Source organism: Cuniculiplasma divulgatum, from assembly GCF_900083515.1.
In the GTDB taxonomy this organism is placed as follows: Archaea; Thermoplasmatota; Thermoplasmata; order Thermoplasmatales; family Thermoplasmataceae; genus Cuniculiplasma; species Cuniculiplasma divulgatum.
In genome coordinates this window covers 434,807-459,318 of sequence record NZ_LT671858.1, presented here as the reverse complement: position 1 = coordinate 459,318, position 24,512 = coordinate 434,807, and the positions used below count along the sequence as shown (strand labels likewise).

Below are 24,512 nucleotides of genomic sequence, written 5' to 3'. Positions count from 1 at the left end.
ATTTGAATTAATTCGGTTGAAAGCCCTTAATTTCATGAATAACAGATCTTCTCGATATTGTCTAAAACCAAATGATATGGATAATGAATCATTTCAATATACTAGTTTATTTCATGTTCTAATATATGCCTTAACCATGGAATAACAGAAGTGAAAAATGAAGGTCCGTGGTGTGCAAAAAAATCAAGTTTTCCTGGGGTACAGAATATATTGTTTTTTCTGAATGCAGATGTGTTACTCAGCGGTGTATCCTTAAGACGTTTTATGGTCTCTTCTACACTGGTTCCCCTGTACATCTTTCCTTCAAATATCATGAGTTCTGGGTCGAATTTTCTGACCTGCTCATAATCTGGTTCAAGCCATTCCTTTAAGTTGTTGTCAAAAGGTGTTGAAATACCATGTAAATTTAAGGTTGATGTAATATAACTTAAAGACCCGAATGAGACAGGTCCTCCAAGATCTATCTCCAGATATGCCCTCTTATTTGAGTCATAAGGAACGAAATATTTTTGAAGTTCTCTGGCAAGATTTTGGGCATTACTTATTTTTCCCGTTACAACTCCAACCCTGCTTATCATATCCAGTATTCCATAGGGTGTTGAGGGTAGCTCAAACTGAAAAACCTGATATTTTTTCATTAATTCTTTTGTAAGATTTTCCTGATATCCTGATATTGTGAAAATAATGTCAGGATTTATTTCGTTTACTATATTTTCATTATATGTACTGTAACTACCAATTTTTTTGATTTTTTCAACAGATTCTGGCCTCCTGCAGAATGCACTTACTCCCTTAAGTTTGTTTTCGAGACCTATAAGGCAAAGTGTTTCAGTAATAGAGGGATTGAGCGAGATTATACTGTTGATCTTATCTGGAACATCAACATCCCTTAAGGTAAAGTCCCTGAGCTTTGTCATTTTAGAATGTTATTGGAACGTATCCTTCCTGAAGGGCCTTTGCCAGTACTTCTCCAGCAGGTTCAAGATTTATGTTCTTTGATTTTAGTGGTTCTGAAATCTTCTTATTGTCGGCAATGAACACGCATGCTGTTTTATAGATACCAGCATCTGTTGCCTCTTTTAGCATCCCATCAATCATTTCATCTCCCTTGGCAATCATTTCCTGTGAGGGACCAAAGAAAAGAACCCTGACGTCAGACACACGATTCTTTTGCTTCATGTTTATTGCCATTCTCAGTCCAGTTAATGCCTTCTCTTTCTGCTCCAGACCACTGCTGATTATAAATATGATTTTTGTTTCCGTCATGATTGTAGATATAATCTATATATAAAAATCATAAGTAGCTATGAAATACAATTCAAGGTAGAAGAATGAATAATTTAATAATATTCATTTAAATCTTAAATTAATGAATTCTATTAAGGTTAAGGCATCAGCCCACCCAACCATGGGTATAGTCTTACTGGGAGGACTTTCCGATCCTGCATTGAGACTTCCATATCATAATTCTGCTGGAATTTGCTATTCACTTGCTGATAGGGAGTCAGTAGCAGAAACAACTCTAACCATAACCGATAAAAAAATGGAAAATACACTCAATGGTGAGACTTTGGATGCAAAAGATACTAGATCTCCCTTTAAATTAATCGATCTTTACAAAGAACAGATCAATAGAAAGTATTCTGGCCACATATATTTCAACTCTGTAAACAGAAATATAATAAGTGGTAGCTCGGATGCAGGGGCAGCCGCACTTGGGAAATGTATATCATGGCTTCTTCCCGATGTTGATAAAAATGATCTGGAATTGAATATGAGGAAAGTTTCTGAGAGTGCCGGAAGAAGTTTTTATGGTGGTTTGACAGTTACAGAAGGGATAGAAAAACCACTAACAAGGCAAATTCTTGATGAAAGTAAATTCGAGAATTATAGAATTTTAAGCGTTGTATTTCCTCATAAAAGAAAGCCTTCAGACGATATACATTTCAATCAGCCGAAGTCAGAATATTACAAAAAAAGAATCATGAATGCAGATCAAAATGTGATCACATTAAAGGAGCTTGCAAGAAAGAACCAAATAAAGGATATATTCGAACTTGCCATGAGAGATACGGACGATTACCATTATCTTAATAGCCTTGTTGATGTTAAAATTGTGACTGAGGAAATGAAAGTACTGATGGAAGAAATTCATGAAATTAGAAAGAAGATATGGCTTACCTACATAGTGACTGGGGGAAATAGTGTATTTCTTGTAACAGAGGAAAAAAATGTGGAAAGGGTAAGAAATGTTGCCCTGGAACATTCAAGAGAAATTTACCTTTTGAAAGTTGCGGGAGGAGCTAGAGTCATTCAAACGGGTGATTCAAATCTTAAGACAGAATAGGAAAGAATAAAAAGCTTAATTGTATTAGGATTTTGAATGGCGGAAAAGAAGGATGGTTTCCAATCAGGAGCAGGTTTAATAAGATATTTCGATGAAGAAGAAATTACGGGACCGGCTCTGGATCCAAAACTTGTTATTTACATTGGGATAGCAATGGCTGTTGTTGTCGAACTGGCAAAAGTTTTCTGGCCAATTTAAAATAATTTTATTACCTAATGTTATAATCCGACTTTCATATCAATGGGATTTTTAATAAAAAGTGGTTTGTTCTATTTGAATATGTTATAATTATTATACAATGAGTGACTAATCATCCTGTATAAAACAGTAAAATCTCCTTCTGGTATCACTTAGACATGTTTTAACACTGATCAGTGATTCCTCACGTAAGTGTTTCAGTGAACCCATTAAAGCCCTTTTTGAGAGCCCTGTTTCTTTCATAAGTGTCTTTACATCTGCAATTTTTATACTCTTCAAGGTTATTAATATGAGTCTTGATGAGGGTGTCAGTTCCTTAAATTTTTCTTCGCTTAACGTGAAACACCCATTATTTCAAAGGTATAAATCTTACTTCATTTCAGAGAAGATAAATAAAAAACAATGTTAGACGATTAGATGTACAGACTGGAGTATTTGTTGTTTGCTGAACTTAATGGTTTAGAACTTTTGACTGAAAGAACACTGGTTAGAATACACCAGTTATGTTACTTTTACTAATTTGCCCCTAATAAGATTAAAAAAATTAATTTCAATTGATAATGCAAATGTTTTTTAAACCAGATGAATTATGATTATTCTATATGAAGCCAGTGATAAAGGAAGATAAAGCAGTGAGCGAAATAATTGGGGCCATTTTGCTATTTGCCATAGCGTCTGTGCTATTAACGAGTTTTATTTTATGGTATGTTCCGAGCACAGGCACAAACAATGATTTGTCATATCAAAGTTCTACACAGAATGCTTTCTCATCGCTGGATTCGAAGATGATCAATCCATCAGTTACTCCGGGAAGTGGAATTTCACAGAGCTTTTCGTTGGGTATCAGTGGAACGCCGCCTTTCACACCATCCCAAAGCACTAACCTCTACTATTCAAATAACTTTAATGCAAATTTATCCTATGGAATGAATGTCAATTACACGAATATAGTTACAAAGAAAACTGTTTCTATGGCTGCTTGTGCCAATGCGAGTGTAAGCAATATACTGGACAACAACTATGTGTCTTCTCAATTCAAATATTCTGTAAATTTTCAAGAGACTGGTCTTCCACCTGGTTATTACTGGACAGTTACTTTGGGGGGAGTTCAGGAATCGGGTAGCCCAGTTTCCTCGCATTATGCGGATATAATTTCATTCAGCCTTTCAAGAGGAACTTATAGTTACACCATATCTACAAATAATGAAACAGACAGAGCGAGCCCTGCCGGTGGTACGGTTAAAATCACAAATCAGGGAGTTACAGTTCCTGTCCAATTCACTAGTGAGATAAATTCAGTTGGTATGAGTATTGTGGCCGCGGCTTACGGGCCAACAAAAGATGCAAATGCAATAAACACGGCCAACTTTGTAGGTGTTGTAACACAACCTAACGTATGTGATATAACCTACCCAAATTACTGGCTAAATAATTCAGCGCATCATTTCTATGGAACAAAAGTTAATTATTACCCGCTGGCTTCTCAGCAATTTTTTGTATATCAGACTGATACACCAATCAGTTACGTTAAATTCTACCTGGAGCCAAATATAGTTTATTATGAGCAAGAATATCAGGGGAACGCAGGTGTGTTGGTTTCTATAAGTCACTCACCTTTTGGAAAAGGAGTGGAAAATGGAAATACATCCATCTTGGTCGAACCTAGCGGTAGAAGAACAGAATCTTTTACTTCTTCTAATATTCTAGAAAATTTATCTTTTCCAAATTCAGGTCCTGTATTAAATCCAACGGGAAAAACTACAACATACTATTTAAATTTCTTTGAAGCTGTTAATGAAAGCAAAAATAACAAAACTAGCACTGGTGATGGTTCACTCATATTTCAAAACAAATTAAAAGGATATGGTTATGGTCCAAATGAATTTATTGGCACAATTACAAATCCAAGTATTTCTGTAAATACCGGGGTCTCGTATTACTATGAAGCAACGGTTGATGCTTTTTGTAGTGGTGGCAACTTTTTTAGCTCTGGATCCACATACTTTCATCTTTCTTCTGAACAATCAATTGAAAGTTACAGTAGTTATTATTTCCTCTTAGGGTATAATGTACCTAAGACAACAAACAACGGTGCTTTGATTATACATGAAAGTGGTATTAACACAACCTATTTGGCTCATAGTCAAAAGAGTTGGAGATTTTATTTAGGCACAAAGTGCTATACAAGTCAAACTCACTGGATTAACATAACTGGTTTACCATATATACAGTATAATTATACCGTGCCTAATTTTGAGAAAAATATATCCAATCCAGAAGATGGCTTTATTTCTATAGTCAGTACAAAAACTATAACGTATTTAAATGTATCATTTTTTGCGCCTGTAGGTTCTCTGCCAAATTTCTGGGCAATATCAGATAGCGGTACACAGCAATTCACTCTAGCCAAATCTGCAAAAATTAACTTTGTTACACTATATCTTTACAACTTTACAATACCACCTGGGTATGAATCTGGGAATACACCTACGAATTACATAAGTCTTGAGATATACAATAAGACAGGCGAAGCCATTGTAACTGTAGATAAAAAAATTCTACAGACAGGGTGGGAGCAGATTTTTCTAACCAGTTCAATTGATGGGCATAAACCAATTAAATTTGGAAAAGGGACGTATAATATAACCGTTAGGGATGTCAACTCAGCTGGTCAGATCTCATTTTCTGGAGAAGTCGGATGGGGTTTTGCAATGACTGGAGGGTATAGCAATTATCTTCAAAGAGTTGAATCAGATAGTATGACATCTGCACTGAATATTTCAAAAAATTCAGTTTTAACTTCATATGGATCAAATTCTCCTAATACCTGTGATGTATCTAATCAATCTTTCATATTTGGGGTAGGCTATTATAACGTTACGGTATCTAGAGAGATAGTTCCTTATCAAGTTACGGGAGATTTTCACATTGTTGGTTCTCTAAATTCTAAGGGAGTTACCCAATTCACTATTACTGAAACACAAGTCCTCCAGGATGGGATCGTACTAACGGCTGGGAAAGGGGTAACATATGTTACCGTTAATCCATTACCAATTAGGATAGTTGATTCGTCCAAAGGGATCTCATTAAGCTCTATTGCGTATAATATGTCCATGTCTAAAGGGGTTTCTACGTCAGTAAGTGGTGTAGGAAGCACCATAGTATCAATGATAATGTCAAAATCTACGCTCGTAAATTACACTACTGGGAACTCTTATACCTTTAACAACAAACTGGGAAAAGTTAACAGCATTTGTCTGTACAATTACAGCTATATAATCCACTCAACCTATGCTTCCTACTGGGCCAATACTATGTTCACAGAACTACTGGGTTCAGGGTCTTATAGTAATTTTAACCTGTTCCACCGCTTTGACTTCAGGCTTTCTAAGAACACAGAGATAGTTTCGATGATTGACAAATATGTATCGCTATATTCAGCAAACATAAAAAGTGTAGATTACACTGTTGATTCAGTCTGAATCTAGGATGATACATAAATATAGATAATTAATTTTTTTTAATTTTAATATGTTTAACGTTATATATGTAGTATCACAGAATAGTTCTGATACATTATATAGAACGCAACAATAATCACAATTACTGCAAATATCTGTGTGAGTCTTCTCTTTGGTACTTTTCCAGCAAGTCTTGCACCAAACCATCCACCAAAGATTCCTCCCACAATAAACAGTGCTGATATTGTTATATCAAGATCACCGCTTATGGCATATCTTGCTGCGGTTATCACACCAAATGTTCCAACTGCCATGAGTGATGTGCCCACTGCCTGTAATATATTAAGACCACCACCGAACAGCAATCCTGGAACTATTAGGAAACCGCCACCTATTCCAAAGTATCCGGATGCGAATCCAACAATGAGTCCAGCAAGAATGAGTATTGCCAGTGATCTTGATGAATTAGACACTTTTCTTTGCATTTCTGACAGATCTATGCATTTTCTCTTTAACATATATACTGCTATTCCTATCATCAGAAAACTGAAGAAGAACAGAAGATCATTGCCTGGTGTTAATAGACCTAACTCCGATCCGATCAGGACACCTGCAATTCCAGGGATTGTGAATTCAAGTCCTATCTTGTAATCAACATGTTTCTTAAGTGTATGTGGTATTAAATTTAAATATGCATTAACACCAACTGCAAGTGCTGTTGTTCCGATTACAATATGTGGATGATCAAAACCCACAAAATATATGAGCAATGGAATGGCAAGTATTGATCCTCCGCCTCCGATTAATCCAAGGGAAAAACCTACAAGAATACCAGATATTATGGATAGAAATATCTGAACTTCATTTATTTCAAACATAATGCATCTAGAATGTTATTACTGAATATCCTTCCTTTATTCTATTATCCACTTCAACAGCACCAAAGACTGAATCTAGATTTTCGAATATATCTTCATCTGACAATCCTTCTCCTTGAAGGCTGACCTTACAGACCTTAACAGGTATGGATGCTTTCCTTAGATTATCTATCTGTTCTCTGAACTGCGGAGCACTTTTTTGTTTTTTATTCACTGCCTGTACCCCTCTTCCTAGAAATAGAAATTCCACTGTTGAATTCGCATTTTTAACTGCATTTACGGCAAAATTAAATGCAACCATTTCTGTGTTTATATTTTCCTTACCTGTTGTAAGCATAACGAGAATTTTTGTCATAACTATTATCATCTCTTATTTTATGTCATATTTCTATCTATAATTTAATTTTTATGAATTTTTCATAGATTTATGATTGCACTACAGTAAACAGAGTTTCAGTAGCAATGACGAACAGAGTTTTTCTTTCTCGCAGTGTGCAATTTTTGTACATTAAAAGTGCTGTTTTATTAATGATACCATGACCTGTTTATGAAAACTCCTATAACTGAAGAAAAGGCTGTGAGTGAAATTATAGGTGCACTTCTTTTATTTGCCATTGTAAGCGTTCTTCTGACTAGCTTTATTTTATGGTATGTTCCAAGCACCAGCACAAGTAATGAAATAAATTTTCAGATGGAAACGCAATCATCCCTGATTTCCATGGAGTCAAAGATGTTAAACCAAAACCTCAAGCCGGGAGACTCGGTTTCAGAGAATGTACCTCTCGGTATAAGTGGTACACCCCCTTTCATTCCAGCAGAAAGTACCAATATTTATTATTCAAGTAATTTCAATGCTTCTCTATCATATTCTCTCGAAATGAACTATACCAAACAGGTAGATAGAAAAATTGACTCCGTTGCTTCATGCGCGAACACCAGTTCAAATAACATTATGAATAACATGAAGATTTCAGAGATAGACGATTATGAACTCGAATTTATGGAAAGTGGGTTAAAAACTGGCAGGTACTGGAACGTAAAGGTGAACGGTATTTCCAAGTCCTCCAGTCCAGCAACTGCTTCGACTTCAGGAATTCTAAGTTTTTGCCTTCCCAGAGGGGAATATACTTTCAGTGTTAGCTCTAACAGTAAAAGTTTCAAACCTGATCCAGCAAGGGGAATTGTTCTTGTAAACACTTCTTCAGTTTCTATTCCCATTGTTTTTACATGTAATATAAATCAAACGGTCATTTCCGGTAATTTCGGCGAAACGTCTGATTTGGCATCTATTAATTTTAATCATGTTAGCCCTGACTATAATTATAACACAAACCTGAACCGATCATATGATAGTACAAATTGCCTGGGAGACTGGCTTGGTGATAGCGCTAATGTGCTGAAAATAGGGAATACAAATTATTACAGACTTGCCTCCCAGCAATTTACTATTAGCTCCTCCTATGAGTCTGTGAACTATGTTGAATTTATTCTGGAACCTAACCTAGAATATGGAAATCAGTTTATGCAGGGAAAATCATCATTGTACCTAAATGTTGGAAAAACCATGTGGGGATCAGCCTTAACAGGATCTGGAAAAGTCATAAATTTGAAGAGAAATACAAACAACACTTCCTATACAAAGGGTGATATTATGGAAAAAGTGAACTTTGATAACTGTATACTCCTGGGTACCCAGCACCCCTACATAAGAACATATTACTTAAATTTCTGGGAATCTGTGAATGAGAGTTCAGGATCATCAGGTAAGCAGAACAACAACTTTGGTATTCGATACAGCAACAATAAGATGGGTTATGGTTATGGTCCCAATGAATTTCTTGCATCTGCCAGTAATCAACCCTGCTCAGATGGAATTGGCACTGCTTACGCCTTCAGTGCACAGATTAAATGTAATATCTCCTACGTTAAAGATAACAGTTCATTGCCCCATGAATACAATTGCTTTAATATTACAAAGGATAATCTGAAGTCACTTTCAGAACCATATTACTTTATTATTGGTTATAATCCAACGTGTGGGTCGTCTTCACTGCATATTACTGAGAAAGGACTGATGTACAAAACCCACTCAACCCCAGAGTGGAAGATATGCATTGGGGAAAACAGCTATAATATTGATAGCACCTCTTTAAGTATACACGATTTATGTGATTTTCAGTATTCCGTTTATATACCTAATCATGGTAAGTATGTTCCAGATACTGTAAATGGAGTAATATCAATTCATGATGGCTGTAATTCTCTTTCCATTACCTTTGTAAACTCAAGCAATGAAGTCAAAGATTCCAGTGACATTTCAGATCAGGGGATACAGTGTATCAGTTTGAAACATATTGAAAGGTTTAACTGCATTTCCCTCTATTTTTTTAATTTAACAAATGATGGGATGTTTAGTTCACCTAATAATTCCAGTGCTTATGCTAAAGTTTCTCTCTACAACACAGGAGAAGGAAATGAATTTTTCAAAACGTCCAGGACTATCAAGATAAATAGAACCGGATATTATCATATAAAGTTCTCAGACAAATCTAATCTGAACGATGGGTACTGTCTTTTTGCTGGAAACTATTATTTATCTGTAGAGGAGGTTAATGTTAATGGAACGCCATCAAGATACGATAATTATGGCTGGGGATTCACTACCTCAGGAGGCTTTGATAATTATATTCAGGAGATTTCTAAGAATCTGGTTATGAAGAGCCTAAACAGCAGTTACGACTCTATGATTACACCATATTATGCATCGCAGCCATGTCTTCTAAAAGCTATGAATCAAACATTTATATATTCAATCAAGTATGTTAATAATCAAATTATTTCACATCAATGTCAAAGGATCTTATCCAGAAATATAAGTGAATATGGAGCAATTATTTCTTCTGGTTCAAATCAGTTTACACGTGACAGCAGATTTGTGCTTGGAGATGGCATGTTCTTCTCGTCTGGTTCAAAGAGAGGAGAAATGGCTGTGGGAAAATTACCATTAAGTTTGTCTTTAAATTCAAACGGAACATCCGTAAATACAGGCATATTTGGTATGAAAATAATGAAAGGAATTCCTACATCCGAGAGTAATACGGGTAGTTCCTACTTATCCATGTGTGAAAAGTATAATAATTTCAAAGATCTTGAGATCATGCATTCCTATATCTGTAATAATAACACATTCACAGTAACTGGCCTTAACCTTTTAAATTTTAGTTACACCATCGAATCTCACTTTGCAGAAATCCTTGGAAAGAGTTTTTATAACATCCTTGAAGATGTTAAGGGAACTCCGGAAAGGTTTAATGTAAATGGGGAGTTTAAATTCATAGATCATAAAGATGAAGAAAAGATAAATAATAGCAATCACGATCTGAAGTTGAGTTCCTTTTCCTGTAATGATTTAGGATTCAGAGTGAATTCAATTTGAAGTACTAAAGAATGTAATCTAAATTAATTTTTTACAATAAAATGATTTTAATTTGTTGATTCCTTAGAAGCAGGACAATTTTAATCGAATTCGTTATGGAACTTATCTTCAAAACTTTTCATTGAATTCTCGATCTGCTTCTTTGCCTCCGCTGCGTCACCGTAATCAGATACACTGGTCTTTTTTCCCTCCAAAATCTTGTAGGTTTCAAAGAAATTCTTTATCTCTTTAAGCAGGTGCGGATTGACATCTTTGATATCCTTTATATTGCTGTAAGATGGATCTTTTGATGCTACTCCAATAATCTTATCATCTCTGTCACCACCATCAATCATGTGCATTACACCAACTGGCCTTACCTTCACAATTGTACCAGGGTATAATGGAAAACTGGTAAGAACAATTACATCTATAGGATCACCGTCATCGTAGTATGTTCTTGGAACGAAGCCATAATCTGCAGGATACATAACTGAAGAGTGAAGAACCCTGTCAAGCATAATTCCAGGACCCTCTTTATTGACCTCGTACTTATTCCTGCTTCCCTTCGGTGTTTCTATTACAGCATAAAACTCTTCCGGAGCATCATCACCGGGAGATGTGGTAATCCATAAACTGTTATTTGCCATAGTTAATGATTGCACCATTATTATTAATTCTATCATCCAATTCAAATGATATATACAAACAGTGTTTGAGAGTAATATGGTGAATTGTCTATGAACACTTATATACACGGATTACCTTTTCTTCAATGTGATGGAGAATAAATACGCCCAGGTATACAAGAAGCAGCATTACGGTCTGGTAGGGAAACATTCAGCAGTTAAGGTGTGCCACTGGACAAAAAGCGAGATGACTGGAGGTGCATCCTGTTATAAGGGAACGTTTTATGGAATTAACTCACATCAATGCATTCAGATGACTCCGGCTCTCAATTCATGTACCGAAAATTGCTCATTTTGCTGGAGATTCAATGGGTTTGACAGCATGCATATAGGTGATGAGGACGATCCTGAGTTTATACTGAATGAGAGCATAAAGGCACATCTAAAATTGATTTCAGGATTCAAGGGTAATCCTAAGGTTACAGAAGAAAAGTGGAAAGAAGCATCAAATCCAAAACACATCGCCATATCACTTACTGGAGAACCTACTTTGTATACAAGACTGGGCGAATTTATAGAACTGGCCCATAAGAGGGGCATGTCAACATTCCTCGTGACCAATGGAACACTTCCAATGGTTCTGGAGAAACTTAATCCATTGCCTACTCAACTGTATGTAACAACAGCTGGACCAGACAAGAAGACGTTTAACGAACTGCTTAATCCAGCAATGGGAAATGCATGGGAAAATTTCCAGAAGACTCTTGAACTCATGCCTTCACTCGACACAAGAAAGGTAATAAGACACACACTGGTCAAGGACTTCAACATGCCATTCATTGATGAATATGCAAAGATGGATAGTATTGCGCAACCTGATTTCATAGAATCTAAGGGATATGTTCATGTTGGGCAATCCATAGCAAGGCTGTCAATCGACAACATGCCCTCACATAATGATATTATGGATTTTACTGTTAAACTTGGTGAAAAGGTTGGCTATGAAGTAACTGCAGAAAGGAAGGAAAGCAGAGTATCACTGCTGGCAAAAGACCCCTCAAAATCAAAGATAAATTTTGAAAGCATATAAACACATACTTATTTTTATTCCATAAAAGTATATGCTATGGATGTTAGATTACACTTTTACAGAGGAGCAGGAACTCTTAAGGACAACAGTCAGAGAATTCTGCAACCGGGAGATCAAGCCAAGAATTAAGGAAATGATAAAGAACAGAAGGATTCCTTCTGAAATCATAAAAGGAATGGGTGAGCTTGGAATACTTGGAATGACAATCCCTGAAAAATATGGTGGTCCAGGTTATGATGCTGTAACAGTAGGTATAGTTGCGGAAGAAATTGGAAGATCGGATCCTACTGTTTCAATACCAGTATTTTTCCTTGTGGATAATGCGTGGTCATATCTTATTTCAAAATATGGAAGCGAAAAGTTAAAGAATGAATATTTACCCGATGTTGCCAAGGGCAGGAAGATAATAGGAATTGCTTCAACAGAACCGAATTTTGGATCTGACGTAGCATCCATGACCACTGTGGCGAAAAAAAATAGCAGAGGGTATGTGGTTAACGGTGAAAAAAGTTACATAAGCCTGGTAAGAGATATAAAGGAAATGGGAGGCGGTTATGTAACAGTAACAAAAACAGCGCCAGAAAAACCGGGAACCTCTGGAACTTCCCTCATATTCCTACCTTATTCTCAGGAGCATTTTGATATAACCTATCTGGAGGAAATGGGCAGAGAAGGATCAAGCTGGGGAGCATTCAGAATAAAAGACTATGAAGTGCCTGAACACTATCTCATTGGAAAGGAGAACGAAGGTTTCAAGATTATTCATGAAGGATTTGAATTTGCGAGAGCCCTAATTTCAGTAATAAGTGCTGGTACTGCCCTTGAGTCTATAAATCGTGGTATAGATTACATGAAACAGAGGGTAGCTTTTGGAAAATCTCTCACAAAGTTTCAGGGATTACAGTTTCAGGTTGCAGACAATGTGGCTAAAATGGAAACAGCACTTGATATGGGATACAGGGCATTGTGGGTTTATGATCAGGAACAGAAATATCACAAATTTACAAGATTTCAGGTAAGTAAGGAAATTGCCAAGGCAAAGTTACTCTCAACAACCTGGGGATTTGATGCTGTAAATGATGCGTTACAATGGCAGGGAGCCTTTGGGTATTCAACAGACTGCCCTGAAGAGTATTCACTGAGAGGTATCAGATCTTTCCAGCTTGCAGAAGGTTCCAGGGAAATAATGAAACAGATAATAGCGAGAGAATCTATAGGAAAAGAGTTTATCTAAATCAAAGAATTTTTTTAAAAACCTTATTCCTACAATAAATTTTCATGTTCTATAATAACGAATTATACGGATATATTTATACATAAAATTTGATTTAGATTATATCTAAAGTGACAAATATGAAAGTAAATACCATGGATTCACTGATCTTTCCTGGGGATCAAATTCCTTATAAGCATTTTAATCTGTCCAGTAGTTATTTCTTTTAGTGATAGACTCATTATTAAATATAGTAACAGACTCAATAGTATAACTGGAAACAGTACTATGAATGAGTAAGGCTTTAAGTAGATCGCAGAAAGTAATAACACCAAAGCGCTCGGAAAAGCTACAACAATATGGATAACAGCAGTGGACCTTGTCCTGGTCTCATTAATCTTCCTGAAATATTCCTTGTAAAGAAAATATACTAAAAAATTAGCTGCCGTGTAACTTATGGTAGCTCCTTCAACACCAAGTGATCCTAATCTGAATCCAAGAATGGTAGTGGGTATGAGTATGACGTTTAATATGATGTTTAGGATTATTCCACTCAGAGATATCCATGCAACCATATGCTGCTTTCCCTTTGATATTATGGAACTGGAAAATGGATATGTTAAAGCGCCAACATATCCTCCAACTGCTATTATGCTAAGTGATGATGCATACATCAGATATCTTGCGTTATATATGTTAAGGATGAATGGGGACAGAAAAAACAGTATCATAGCAAAGGGAGCTGAGATAAGTGATAGAATTCTTTCATATTCCATTATTTTTGTATTCTGGATCTCCTTGGTATCCTCAAGGTTTCTCATTAGTAATGGAAGAAGAAATATAGTAACTGGCCCAGTTAAAGTTGCTATTATTGAGATTAATCTCTGATCTGTGTAAAGTGCTCCAGTTGCTACGGCTCCCCAGAAGAACTGGACGATGATCTTATCAATGTTTCCATTTACAATTCCTATACTTGTTGCAAAAGCAAGTGGAATTGCAAATTTTATGTACTTTTTAATTGTCTCAACTGCTGGCTTCTTGAAAACCCATGGACGCCCGTGAAGCCACAGTAATATGATGTAAATAAGATATGAAATGCTATAGAGGAGAGCCAGTATTACAGTAATTCCTGCTCCAAGTGAGCCTTCTATATGCAAATAGTAAAGGACCCCTATCCCAATAAATATAGAATTCCTGAAAACGGATTCTATCAATCGTGGCATTGCTATGTTGTATGATTGCATATTGGCCTTGTAATAATTGTTGAATACAGGCATGATGTTCAAAATTGTATAGTAAGGAATTACTGCAATAATTGTCCAGTATTCTATAGGGTTCTGAAAACCCCTTTTTAAGACATCTGTCCAGAATAATAAAGAACCTAAAACTACAGCAACATAAATTACGTTTAAAACTACCTTAATTACAAGATATGCTCCCATATCTTCAGCTGTGTCACCCTCTCCGGATATAAATTTTACATATGTTGTGTTAAATCCAAGATCGGTAACCAGTGAAAAAAGAGCACCGAATGCTAGGGCATAACTGAGATATCCCCAGTAAACAGGGCCAATGTAACGGTTAATAAAAAAAAGTGCAATATAACCTAATAGTGATGAGATGAAAGTTTGAAAAAATATAGCGGGAGATTTATTAGAAAGCAATTTAGCGTATATTAAAAGGTTGTATTAATAGTTTAAAGATTAATCTTCGCCGCCCATTCCGCCTGGTGCTCCACCTGGTGGTGAGGCACTGCCGGATCCTTTTGTTGCAATGACATCGTCTATTCTCAGGATCATTACTGCCGCTTCAGTAGCTGCATCAATTGCCTGTCTTCCAACTCTAATAGGCTCAATTATTCCAGCTTTTGTCATATCCTCTATCTCTCCTGTGTACAGATTAAGACCGTATGACACTTTTCCCTTAGCATGAGCAGTTCTTAGATTTATCAATATGTCAATTGCGTTTATACCAGCGTTTTCAGCGAGTGCTCTTGGTATTTCTTCCATTGCATTTGCAAATTTCTCTATGGCGAGCTGCTGTCTGCCTCCAACCTGAGTTGCATAATCTCTCATCTTTACTGCAATCTCAACGGCTGATGCTCCACCGCCTGCCACATACTTACCATCCTCTATTACTGCAGCAACAACATGAATTGAATCTACCATGGATCTTTCTATTTCGTCAACTACATGTTCTGTTCCGCCTCTTATGAGAAGACTCACAGCCTTTGGGTTCTTGCATCCTGTGACAAAGGTCATGTAGTCATCGCCAATTTTAACCTGCTCTACTGATGCAGCGTTTCCAAGGTCAGATGGTGAAAGTTCATCAACTGATGATGCTATTGATGCACCAGTTGCCTTTGATAGCTTCTCAATGTCACTCTTCTTGACTCTTCTCACTGCATATATTCCCTCCTTTGAGAGATAATGCTGTGCCAGATCATCTATTCCTTTCTGAGTAATGAGAACATTTGCACCGGTCTCTTTAACCTTCTTGACCATTTCCTTAAGCATTTGTTCTTCCTGTGAAAGAAACTTCTGTATCATGGTTGGATCATCAATTTTTAGATTTGTGTCGAATTCGGGTTTCTTGATTTCCAGAGCTGCATCCATAACGGCGATTTTTGCATTTTTCACCTCATCTGGCATTCCTGGGTGAACTTTCTCCTTGTCAACTATTATACCATATATGAGTTCTGTATCGTCAATATCTCCACCCTGCTTCTTGACAATCTGCACATTATCCATGTCTACCTTGTATCCTTCTTCTGTCTTCTCTGCCACTGCTTTTATTGTCTCGTATGAAATATCAGCGAGTTTTACCTTACTTCCTGTTGCAGACTTGCTGCTAAGGGAAGTTTCTGCCATCTTAACGATCTTTGCCTTATCATCAATCTTTACGGGTGTGCTTGCAGCCTCTAGAATGTCTTTTGCTTTCTGGGCAGCCATCCTATATCCTTCAGCTATAACTGTTGGATGGACATTCTGGTTAATCAGGGACTCGGCTTCCTGAAGTAACGCACCAGCAATCACAACAGCGGTTGTGGTTCCATCTCCTACCATAGAATCCTGAGTTTTGGATACTTCAACCATCATTTTCGCTGCTGGATGTTCTACATCCATTTCCTTTAGAATGGTTACTCCATCGTTTGTTATGACTATGTCACCAAGTGAATCTACAAGCATTTTGTCCATTCCTCTTGGTCCTAGGCTTGTTCTTACTGCAGCGGCAATACCCTTTGCAGCGTCAATATTTGCCTTCATCGCGTCTCTTCCGGTTTCTCTTTTGGAACCTTCTTTTAATATGAATATTGGTTGTCCTCCCATCATTGTAATCACATAGTAAAAATAAACTTCTATATAAACATTTCAGAATTATACCGTTTATTTAACGTGATGTTAATACCATGATAAATCAGATTTCACATTCTCTATTAATGATTAAGAGATTTAAAAAAGATAATTTATTCCCGGAGCATCATGTCAATATGGACGCCAGAAATGAAACTGCAGTAAGCGTACTCCTGAGCCATGGTCATTTACTGCTTCTTAAGAGAAGAGCAAGGCCTGATGATCCATGGTCTGGAGATATGTGCTTTCCTGGTGGATTTGTTAAGGATGGTGAAACTCCATACAAAGCATCCCTAAGGGAATTGAGGGAAGAGACTGGAATTGAGGAGCAGTTAGTCTATTTTCAATTTGAGCACAAAGTATTCCACCCGGTGCGATCTTCATCCATAAATGTTCATCCTTTTGTTTATATATGCGAGGAGATGCTAACAGTCAATCCTGATTCAGAGATAGAGAGGGGAGGATGGTATAAGCTTGGTTCAGAAGTCAGAGCCCATGACGAGCGTATGGGAGATTATATCAAATGGAATGGAGACATAGTATGGGGTCTTACTTTTAGAATATATGATAGCCTGAAAAACATACTGTATGAAATGAGCATAAATAATGATTAAGGTAAACTTTTTGTGCATATCGTTTAGCTTACTGCTCTTCGTTGGTAATGAACGTTCCCCTTGTGGTTGGTTTGACCCTAACCACAAAATCAGAAAGCCCCATAAGTGAACGCTGCATTTCCCAGAGCCTATCTGGCTTTCCGATTGCCAGTACAAATCCCTGATTTCCTCCTCCAAGCAACCGCGCGCAGTCTGCGCCATTTTTCAGAGCAGTAGTTATTATATTATTCACCGCACTGCTTGTGACCTTTTCACTCAGAGTCTTCTTTACATTCCATCCTTCATTGATCAGTTCTGTGAAAGTACTGTAATCTTTTTCCTGTACTGATTTAACAAGTTTTGCCGTGAGATCACTTATCTTTTGCAACTTCTCAATTGTTCCAGAATCATTCTGTGAGGACTTTTCAACCTGATTCTTCAGTACCTCTGAACTCTCCCTTGTACCACCGGTGTAGCATATGAGCATGCCATCTCCTATGCCCTCAAGAAACTCGTTTCTTTCATATTTTTTCACATTAATTTTACTTCCATCCGATTCCATGTATTTGAAACCGCCCAGTGATATGGCATATGGGTCCTGAATACCCAGGGTTATTCCAAAGAAATTCCTCTCCTTTTCATAGGAGATTCTTGCAAGCTGCATTGGATCTTCATATTCATTTCTGATTTCCAGTATGATTCTCATCAATGCGGTTACCATTGCGCTTGAAGAAGCAAGTCCGGAACCTGGTGGTACCTCCCCGTTTATATAGATCTTTCCGCTTTTAATTCCATAATCTGAAAGAAGGTCCAGAATTTTGTTCTGAAAATTTTTTCCATGCTCATTTCCCATTATTACAGTTTTAAGAAAGTCTCTTGAAGATACCTCCAGAGGGTAACTGTCCGGTGTGTAAATTACTTGTACCCCATGATCTATGGTGGTGTTGAATACCCTGCTTCCATGCTGTTCAAGAAATGGAGAAATGTCTGTTCCTCCACCAAGAAAACTAACCCTCAGAGGACTGTATGAGACTAACCTTTTCACTTTAGGAAATTTCTTTCTGATATATTGAAATGATCTATGGAAGAAATTATTAACCAGTCTAGCAATGCTGAAATTAAATGGGCATATTGAATGAGGAACTCAGACCCAGGACTTTTGATCAGGTATTTCTTATAAAAGAAGATAGAACAAAAATTCAGGCCTGGGCTGATTCATGGGATAGTGGTAAACCTGAAAAGAGAGGACTCATACTAGCTGGACCGCCTGGACTTGGAAAGACTTCCATAGCATATGCTCTTTCCAACAGCAAAGGCTGGGATATTATCGAGATTAATGGATCAGAGGGGAGAACTGAAGATTTCATTAAAAGAACCATAGGAATGTTTTCCCTTTATAAGGACCTGACATGGGACGAAGAAGGAAGCAGAAAGAAAGCAGGATTGATTGATGAAGCAGACAATATCTATGAAAGGAGTACAAAAGGAGGTACAGGAGAAAGTGGTGGATACAGGGCAATTGTTGACATTCTAAAAAATACATCGATTCCCATAATCATCACGATGAATGATTTTGCAAATTTCAGGTACAGAAAAGGATCTAATGCTGCAACCATAATAAACCTGTGCGAAGTTGTAGAAATAAAGAAAATATTTTCAAGAAAAGGTGGGACAGAGTATAGAAATATTGTGACAACTCTTACTAATAGAATATTGGAAGTCAGCTCAAGACTGGGTCTTAAGCCCCAGAGAGTAACACTGGAAAAAATTATAGAGGGAGATTTGCCTGACATAAGGGCTTCAATCAATGATGCTGAAGCTTACGTACTGTCACAGTCAGAATCTCTTATAAGTGCTGGTAATAGAGATGAACAGTCAATTATCTGGGACACTCTTTCTGGAATATTTCACAGGGACAATTATTCTGATAATGTTTCCCTTATTGACAGTTCTGATTCAGACTCAGGACAGATTCTCCTTTGGGTATCACAAAATGTTTTTTCCCAGGCAAAGAACCTTGAAAGCGCACTTGATGCTTTCGATTATATATCGGTTATTGATCAAATGAACTGGTTTGCGCACAGGTATAATTACTATAGAATGCTCGTTTATGTTAAAGATCTTGAGGCATTATTTGCTACCAGATTTAAGGGTAAAACAGGGGTGTTTATTCCATTCAAGTTCTCAAATTACCTCAGCCAGATGAGCAAAACAAAAAAGAGCAGAGGGTCGAGAAACCTTGTTGCAGAGGACCTTTCAAAAATATTACATATGTCAAAAGAAGAGGCATATGAAATGAGAGGAGTGTTAAAGGTTATGTCCAGATTAAGGAAAGGTTTTACCGTTGAACTTTTGAACTACATTAATAATGAAGCTGATAAACATAACTCAAGATTTGTATCCGGTGGAAGTTTTAAGGCTATCGAAACTCTTGATCTAAATGATCTGGAGATGTTCATTGACTAGTGCGCCCATCGTTCTCTTACATTTCTTTATTGTTCCACTTACGGTTATTATCCTGACACCCCTGATTCTCTGCTCTACAAAGGTGCAAACCTGATCCTTAAGGAACTGGTCGGTTTTAATTATAATAAATGACCTGTCCCTGTATTTTTCTCTTGTGTTAAAAATCCTCCTGCATTCCATGGAAAGGTAATCTGCGGATTTCATTTCTGAAAACTCTATGAGAATATATCTTTTCCTGTATGGTGAACCTTTCACGTTTCTATATATCAGAATATTTAAAAATGCTTTTGATTATTTAAGAGATTCAAACGCTACTGCAAGTTTCTACCAAATCACTTATTTTTAAGAGCTAAAACAGAATTTAGATCTACAAATACCATAAAATTATTTATTATAGCTTCATATCACCATTACATTACTTAAGGGTAGAAAGAAATGGTTAATCATTCAAATCTATATGGCAAAATCGCAGAAACGTGGAAGAATCCAAAGAAGTCTGAAATCCTGTTGTTTCAGAGAGAAAGGATGATAGACTGGAGGAAGGGAAATTCCATAGAAAGGCTGGAACATCCTACCAGACTGGATAGAGCAAGATCACTTGGATATAAGGCAAAGTTAGGGTATATAGTGGTAAGATCAAGAGTCAGAAGAGGAGGGTCAAACAGACCTAAAATAATGGGAGGAAGGAGACCAAGAAGACTGGCTTACAGCAAACTCACAAGAAAAAAGAGCATTCAGTGGATCGCAGAAGAAAGGGCTGCAGATAGATATCCAAATACTGAAGTTCTGAACTCCTATTACGTTGGAGAAGATGGGTTCTACAAGTACTATGAGATTATTCTTGTGGATAAAAACCAGCCAACCATTTACAACGATAAGAGAATCTCATGGATTTCTGAACCACAAAACAAGGGCAGAGTATACAGGGGTCTCACATCAGCTGGTTACAAAGGAAGGGGGCTGAGAACAGGAAGACAGGGATCAGCAAAGAGCAGACCTTCCATAAGAGCAAATGACAGATTAAGAAGATAAAGAAGTTTATCTCTTTACTGTCTATCATTATATTGTTTACATTTAAAGCGGTTTGGCATACAGGTTTGCCGGGGTGGCCCAGTGGTACGGCGCCAGACTTGAGATCTGGTTCCCTTTGTGGATCGGGAGTTCGAATCTCTCTCCCGGCGTTATATAAGTTGTTATTGTTTTATTAGGACAGGTATAATTCTTTGTGTATGGCAGATAAAGATAAATTGAGTGAAAAGGCAAAAATGATTTCTGGAGAGCCGTACTATTCAGGTGATGCTCAGCTCGCTGAAGACAGAGAAAATGCGAGAAGGATCCTGGATGAATTCAACACAATCCCTGTCAATGAGGTTTCTAGAAGAAATAGAATTCTTAAAGGATTTTTTGATAAGGTTGGAGTGACCCCATATATTGAGCCTATTTTTCGCTGTGATTATGGGTATAATATAGAAATTGGGGATATGTTCTATGCAAACTATAACTGTGTCATCCTTGATGTTTGCAGGGTAACCATAGGAAACAATGTACTGCTTGGACCTTCAGTTCATATATACACAGCATCCCATTCCTTGGATAGTCAGGTAAGAAGAAGAGGTATTGAATTCGGAAAAACAGTGACTATTGGCGATGATGTTTGGATAGGCGGAGGTGCGATAATAAATCCCGGAGTGAACATTGGAAACAGAGCAGTAATTGCGTCTGGCTCTGTGGTTACCAAAGATGTCCTTCAAGATGTTTTGGTTGGAGGAAATCCAGCAAAAATAATAAAAAAAGTTTCGTAATAATATAATTTAAAGGATGTGAAAATAAGTTTTTATCTTTCGACTTTGTTTATTTCTTTTATGATCTTGATTATATACTGGCAGTTTTGGCATTGATTTTGAACCCTTCATTTATATAAAATTTATAATAAGGTTAATTATATACACCCGTGGGTAAGTTAACATCATACTTATTAGGACTCGGTATTGTTTTATTCTCAAGCTATTATTATCTAACAGTTTATTACAAACCTCTGATTCAGTGGATGGGGCCATCCTTTGGGACGCCTCTTGTAATAATTTCAGGACTTTTATTGTTTCTACTGGGAAATCCATTAAAGGAGACCATATTGATTCCCATATTTATCCTTACAGGAATTGCAGTTGGAGTGGGGGCAAGAAAAGGCAGAAAGGCATTCATATCTACTGCTTCTATTTACGCATCAATATTATCGGTAATGGGTATTTCTCTATACTTCATACTGTTCAATGAAACCAGTGCATTAAGCTCACTGCTGAAACTAACCACTTCAACCTCAGTAAGTGGTGTAACAAATTCAGGTCTTCCCCCTGTCCCAAAGGGAAGTTCCATGACCGCCATACTATCAGAGCCCCTAATTGAAAGGATACTAAGTACAATTTCCTCTTTCCTCGGAAAGGGAACTTCTAATCCACTTTCCAGTTCATCAGGATCGTTTTCTACTTCGACAATAAGTACAATGGTAACAACATATGGACCAATTCTCTTCAGAGAATTGCTTTTACAGGCGATTGAAGATTTTCTTATAGTTGCCATAGTTGCTATGCTTGTAGGGTATCTGATTAATAGATACGCTAAGAAGGAGAAAAAAGATACTGGAAAGACCGTGGAAAAAGAGCAGGTTAAAGAAAATAAGGATACTGTTAAAATGGCCCTAATTCTTATACTAACCTTACTTGTAGTACTTTCATTTTCTATTCCTGTTATGCATTCAGGAAATCTAAACAATGATGAGAAAGTCGCGCCTCAACCTTCAATTGATAAGGCATTTGCCGAGGGTTTCGCTACTCAGGTGTTGAATTCGGATAGAAATTTCTATACAGATCAAAATAGCACATATTCCTTTGCCGGTGGGTTCATAGGGAAAACTGGATCAATGTATAATGTATATGGAACTATGCAATCCAATAACAGTGCCAGAAATCAACTAATGGCTACTAATTCAACTTTAATGTCTGCCTACTTTGTCACGTACAATATTTCTAATTTACTAACTCAGCTTGGGGTTGATAATTTGTTTAGTACAGCCGATCTGAATTCAAATCAAATATCTCAGGTTTTCAATCTTTTGCCTGGAGGAATGGTCCTATTTATTACCAGTGGTTCTTCTAACTCTGGACAGTCTTCAACATATTCAGCTGCTTCAAATTTTGTATCATCAGTAGGCGGTACTTCGCTTAAGTCAGTTCTTGCTTTAAATGTCAATCTAAGCAGTCTTAAAATACCACAGATTGGAGTTTATTTATTCTCTTTTATTCCTGACTACAAAAATATTGAAAACAAACTTGTAGAGAATAATGCTGCCTTCTATGGAAATAGTCAATCAAGTTTAATACTTAAGAGTTCTATTCAAGATGGAAATTTAAGTTCAGTATCAGAAAATGGCCCTGTTGATTCTTTTATAATGATGGGAGGAAGTGTTCATTCCAGTGAAGTTGCATCTGATCTTTCCAGTTTCTCAGGACTATCTAAACTTTTTAATTCAAAATCTGACCTTAGTTTTTCCCTTTCTGTTTTTGAGCAGAACCATGTATATACATCCTCCGGAAACAAGCATTCATTTACCATGGCCAAACTGATAAACTATGATCGCAGTTTAAATTTCTCAGGAACCACAGAGTCCTTAATTGTAACAGGCTTCCCTGTAGAAATAAACAATAATAACAGATATGAGTTTTACAGTTACACCAACAACAAAACACTTGCCAGCGATGTAAACTTCGGAAATCACGCAAATATGGATCAAACAACCGGAGTGATAAACCCAGATGCAGTTAATTATAATACAAATGCAAACTTCCCGGCAAAACTGAAATTCTCAGAAAAAATATCCAATCTAACCGCGAATAATTTTGCTGTTTCCATTGGTGTTACAAACAAAGATACAAATGTCCTGAAAAACCTATCCATAAATGAAACAGCATTTACAGGAGAGTATGGTGAATCCATTCACATAATTTCAGGATCATCTCAAAGTAAGATATATCAAAAGGTTTCTCCAGGAAAAACTATTTACCTCAACTTTACAGTTAGGGCAAGAAATCCCGGATTTTATACACTTGGTAATCCACTTGTGAAATATGAAAACAATAACACTAATGAGAATTCAACAGGACCACTGGTTGGTATTTCCGTGGCATCACCACCTGTTCAGGATGCCATTAATAACCTACTTTATTTCTATGTTGATATGGATGCGGGCACACTCATACCACAATTAAAGATTTTATTAACACCTCTCGTGGGCTATTTCTATCTTTTCGATCTAATAGTTTTGCTCGTAATTCTTGGTGATCTATATATAGAAATTAGGGCGTTTAGAAGATGGAGAGCTAATAAAAAGAAACCAGTAAAGGGTAGTGGAAATTAATTGTTTTCTACGTATAATTTTTCTTTTATAAAATTGTATGCCTTTGTGATTATGTTTTTTTGATTGTCGAACTTCAAAAACTTTAATGACTCATCATAATTTAACCATACATAGGCTTCATGTTCATCTGATGTTTTAACTTTTACGTTCTTTTCAACTTCACCCAGAAACAGGGTTAGATCCTTGTGTATATTGTTCTTGTCATAATAGAAATAGTAGTCTGTCTTCTCTTCAAACCCTGGAATTATTTTGCATTCTATTCCTGTCTCTTCTAGCGTTTCCCTGAGAGCTGCATCTGTCTTATTTTCCCCTTTTTCGATATGTCCCTTCGGGAAATCTAAATTACCATCCTTTTTCATCAGGAATAGAAACTGGATTTCATTCATTCTTCTGAAAATAACTATTCCGGAACTACTTTCGTGAACCATTATTGAGTATTACATGTTATTATAAAATGT

At 36.7% G+C, this 24,512-nt stretch carries 21 protein-coding genes and 1 tRNA gene; 12 read left to right on the top strand and 10 right to left on the bottom strand.

Annotated features, from left to right (window positions below; genetic code table 11):
• Positions 1–101 precede the first annotated feature (101 nt).
• Positions 102–917 (bottom strand): ABC transporter substrate-binding protein, encoded by an 816-nt coding sequence (locus CSP5_RS02305; RefSeq protein ID WP_021789966.1) that lies wholly within the window; start codon positions 915–917, stop codon positions 102–104.
• 1 nt (position 918) lies between these two features.
• On the bottom strand, positions 919–1,266 hold the full coding sequence (locus CSP5_RS02300) for a hypothetical protein (RefSeq protein ID WP_021789967.1): 348 nt from the start codon (positions 1,264–1,266) through the stop codon (positions 919–921).
• 103 nt (positions 1,267–1,369) lie between these two features.
• Here CSP5_RS02300 and CSP5_RS02295 point away from each other — a divergent pair, with 103 nt between their 5' ends.
• From CSP5_RS02295 to CSP5_RS02280, 3 genes are all read left to right on the top strand, one after another.
• Positions 1,370–2,347 (top strand): diphosphomevalonate/mevalonate 3,5-bisphosphate decarboxylase family protein, encoded by a 978-nt coding sequence (locus CSP5_RS02295; RefSeq protein WP_148689569.1) that lies wholly within the window; start codon positions 1,370–1,372, stop codon positions 2,345–2,347.
• Positions 2,348–2,383: 36 nt separating this feature from the next.
• The gene (locus CSP5_RS02290; RefSeq protein ID WP_021789969.1) at positions 2,384–2,545 is read left to right on the top strand and encodes a preprotein translocase subunit Sec61beta; all 162 of its coding nucleotides are present in this window, start codon (positions 2,384–2,386) and stop codon (positions 2,543–2,545) included.
• 602 nt (positions 2,546–3,147) lie between these two features.
• Positions 3,148–6,027, top strand: a complete 2,880-nt coding sequence (locus CSP5_RS02280; RefSeq protein ID WP_148689568.1) for a hypothetical protein — start codon at positions 3,148–3,150, stop codon at positions 6,025–6,027.
• 59 nt (positions 6,028–6,086) lie between these two features.
• On the opposite strand, the gene CSP5_RS02275 is transcribed toward CSP5_RS02280, so the two are convergent.
• Positions 6,087–6,884 (bottom strand): sulfite exporter TauE/SafE family protein, encoded by a 798-nt coding sequence (locus CSP5_RS02275; protein WP_148689567.1) that lies wholly within the window; start codon positions 6,882–6,884, stop codon positions 6,087–6,089.
• Positions 6,885–6,891: 7 nt separating this feature from the next.
• On the bottom strand, positions 6,892–7,239 hold the full coding sequence (locus tag CSP5_RS02270) for a DsrE family protein (protein ID WP_148689566.1): 348 nt from the start codon (positions 7,237–7,239) through the stop codon (positions 6,892–6,894).
• Positions 7,240–7,431: 192 nt separating this feature from the next.
• On the opposite strand from CSP5_RS02270, the gene CSP5_RS02265 reads away from it, so the two are divergent.
• On the top strand, positions 7,432–10,320 hold the full coding sequence (locus CSP5_RS02265; RefSeq protein ID WP_148689565.1) for a hypothetical protein: 2,889 nt from the start codon (positions 7,432–7,434) through the stop codon (positions 10,318–10,320).
• An 80-nt stretch (positions 10,321–10,400) separates the two neighbouring features.
• On the opposite strand, the gene CSP5_RS02260 is transcribed toward CSP5_RS02265, so the two are convergent.
• Positions 10,401–10,949: an inorganic diphosphatase gene (locus tag CSP5_RS02260; protein WP_077075933.1), complete on the bottom strand. Its 549-nt coding sequence runs from the start codon at positions 10,947–10,949 to the stop codon at positions 10,401–10,403.
• A gap of 130 nt (positions 10,950–11,079) precedes the next feature.
• Here CSP5_RS02260 and twy1 point away from each other — a divergent pair, with 130 nt between their 5' ends.
• Positions 11,080–12,018 carry a 4-demethylwyosine synthase TYW1 gene (twy1, locus tag CSP5_RS02255; RefSeq protein ID WP_148690258.1) on the top strand — a complete coding sequence of 313 codons (939 nt, stop codon included), beginning with the start codon at positions 11,080–11,082 and terminating at the stop codon, positions 12,016–12,018.
• A gap of 40 nt (positions 12,019–12,058) precedes the next feature.
• Positions 12,059–13,252, top strand: a complete 1,194-nt coding sequence (locus CSP5_RS02250; protein WP_148689564.1) for an acyl-CoA dehydrogenase family protein — start codon at positions 12,059–12,061, stop codon at positions 13,250–13,252.
• A gap of 140 nt (positions 13,253–13,392) precedes the next feature.
• On the opposite strand, the gene CSP5_RS02245 is transcribed toward CSP5_RS02250, so the two are convergent.
• The gene (locus tag CSP5_RS02245) at positions 13,393–14,895 is read right to left on the bottom strand and encodes an oligosaccharide flippase family protein (RefSeq protein ID WP_148689563.1); all 1,503 of its coding nucleotides are present in this window, start codon (positions 14,893–14,895) and stop codon (positions 13,393–13,395) included.
• Between the two features lie 39 nt (positions 14,896–14,934).
• Positions 14,935–16,563 carry a thermosome subunit beta gene (gene thsB, locus CSP5_RS02240; RefSeq protein ID WP_148689562.1) on the bottom strand — a complete coding sequence of 543 codons (1,629 nt, stop codon included), beginning with the start codon at positions 16,561–16,563 and terminating at the stop codon, positions 14,935–14,937.
• A 158-nt stretch (positions 16,564–16,721) separates the two neighbouring features.
• Here thsB and CSP5_RS02235 point away from each other — a divergent pair, with 158 nt between their 5' ends.
• A complete protein-coding gene (locus tag CSP5_RS02235; RefSeq protein ID WP_172399376.1) occupies positions 16,722–17,198 on the top strand; it encodes an NUDIX domain-containing protein in 477 nt (158 codons plus the stop codon).
• Between the two features lie 28 nt (positions 17,199–17,226).
• Here the strand turns inward: CSP5_RS02235 and CSP5_RS02230 are convergent, their stop codons facing one another.
• Complete coding sequence (locus tag CSP5_RS02230) at positions 17,227–18,222, bottom strand: GHMP family kinase ATP-binding protein (RefSeq protein ID WP_148689560.1); 996 nt, start codon at positions 18,220–18,222, stop codon at positions 17,227–17,229.
• Positions 18,223–18,299: 77 nt separating this feature from the next.
• On the opposite strand from CSP5_RS02230, the gene CSP5_RS02225 reads away from it, so the two are divergent.
• Positions 18,300–19,643 (top strand): AAA family ATPase, encoded by a 1,344-nt coding sequence (locus CSP5_RS02225; RefSeq protein ID WP_021789071.1) that lies wholly within the window; start codon positions 18,300–18,302, stop codon positions 19,641–19,643.
• Here the strand turns inward: CSP5_RS02225 and CSP5_RS02220 are convergent.
• Positions 19,614–19,898: a hypothetical protein gene (locus CSP5_RS02220; protein WP_077075928.1), complete on the bottom strand. Its 285-nt coding sequence runs from the start codon at positions 19,896–19,898 to the stop codon at positions 19,614–19,616. The two genes, CSP5_RS02225 and CSP5_RS02220, sit on opposite strands and share 30 nt — an antisense overlap.
• Positions 19,899–20,078: 180 nt before the next feature.
• On the opposite strand from CSP5_RS02220, the gene CSP5_RS02215 reads away from it, so the two are divergent.
• The 4 genes from CSP5_RS02215 to CSP5_RS02200 all read left to right on the top strand — a co-directional run bounded on the left by CSP5_RS02215 (position 20,079) and on the right by CSP5_RS02200 (position 24,054).
• Complete coding sequence (locus CSP5_RS02215) at positions 20,079–20,675, top strand: 50S ribosomal protein L15e (protein WP_021789072.1); 597 nt, start codon at positions 20,079–20,081, stop codon at positions 20,673–20,675.
• Between the two features lie 67 nt (positions 20,676–20,742).
• Positions 20,743–20,824: transfer RNA gene (locus CSP5_RS02210), tRNA-Ser, on the top strand.
• A 48-nt stretch (positions 20,825–20,872) separates the two neighbouring features.
• Positions 20,873–21,445, top strand: a complete 573-nt coding sequence (locus CSP5_RS02205) for a sugar O-acetyltransferase (protein ID WP_021789073.1) — start codon at positions 20,873–20,875, stop codon at positions 21,443–21,445.
• 149 nt (positions 21,446–21,594) lie between these two features.
• On the top strand, positions 21,595–24,054 hold the full coding sequence (locus tag CSP5_RS02200) for a hypothetical protein (protein WP_077075927.1): 2,460 nt from the start codon (positions 21,595–21,597) through the stop codon (positions 24,052–24,054).
• Here the strand turns inward: CSP5_RS02200 and CSP5_RS02195 are convergent.
• Positions 24,051–24,482, bottom strand: a complete 432-nt coding sequence (locus CSP5_RS02195) for a bis(5'-nucleosyl)-tetraphosphatase (protein ID WP_021789075.1) — start codon at positions 24,480–24,482, stop codon at positions 24,051–24,053. The genes CSP5_RS02200 and CSP5_RS02195 overlap by 4 nt on opposite strands.
• Between the last annotated feature and the right edge of the window lie 30 nt (positions 24,483–24,512).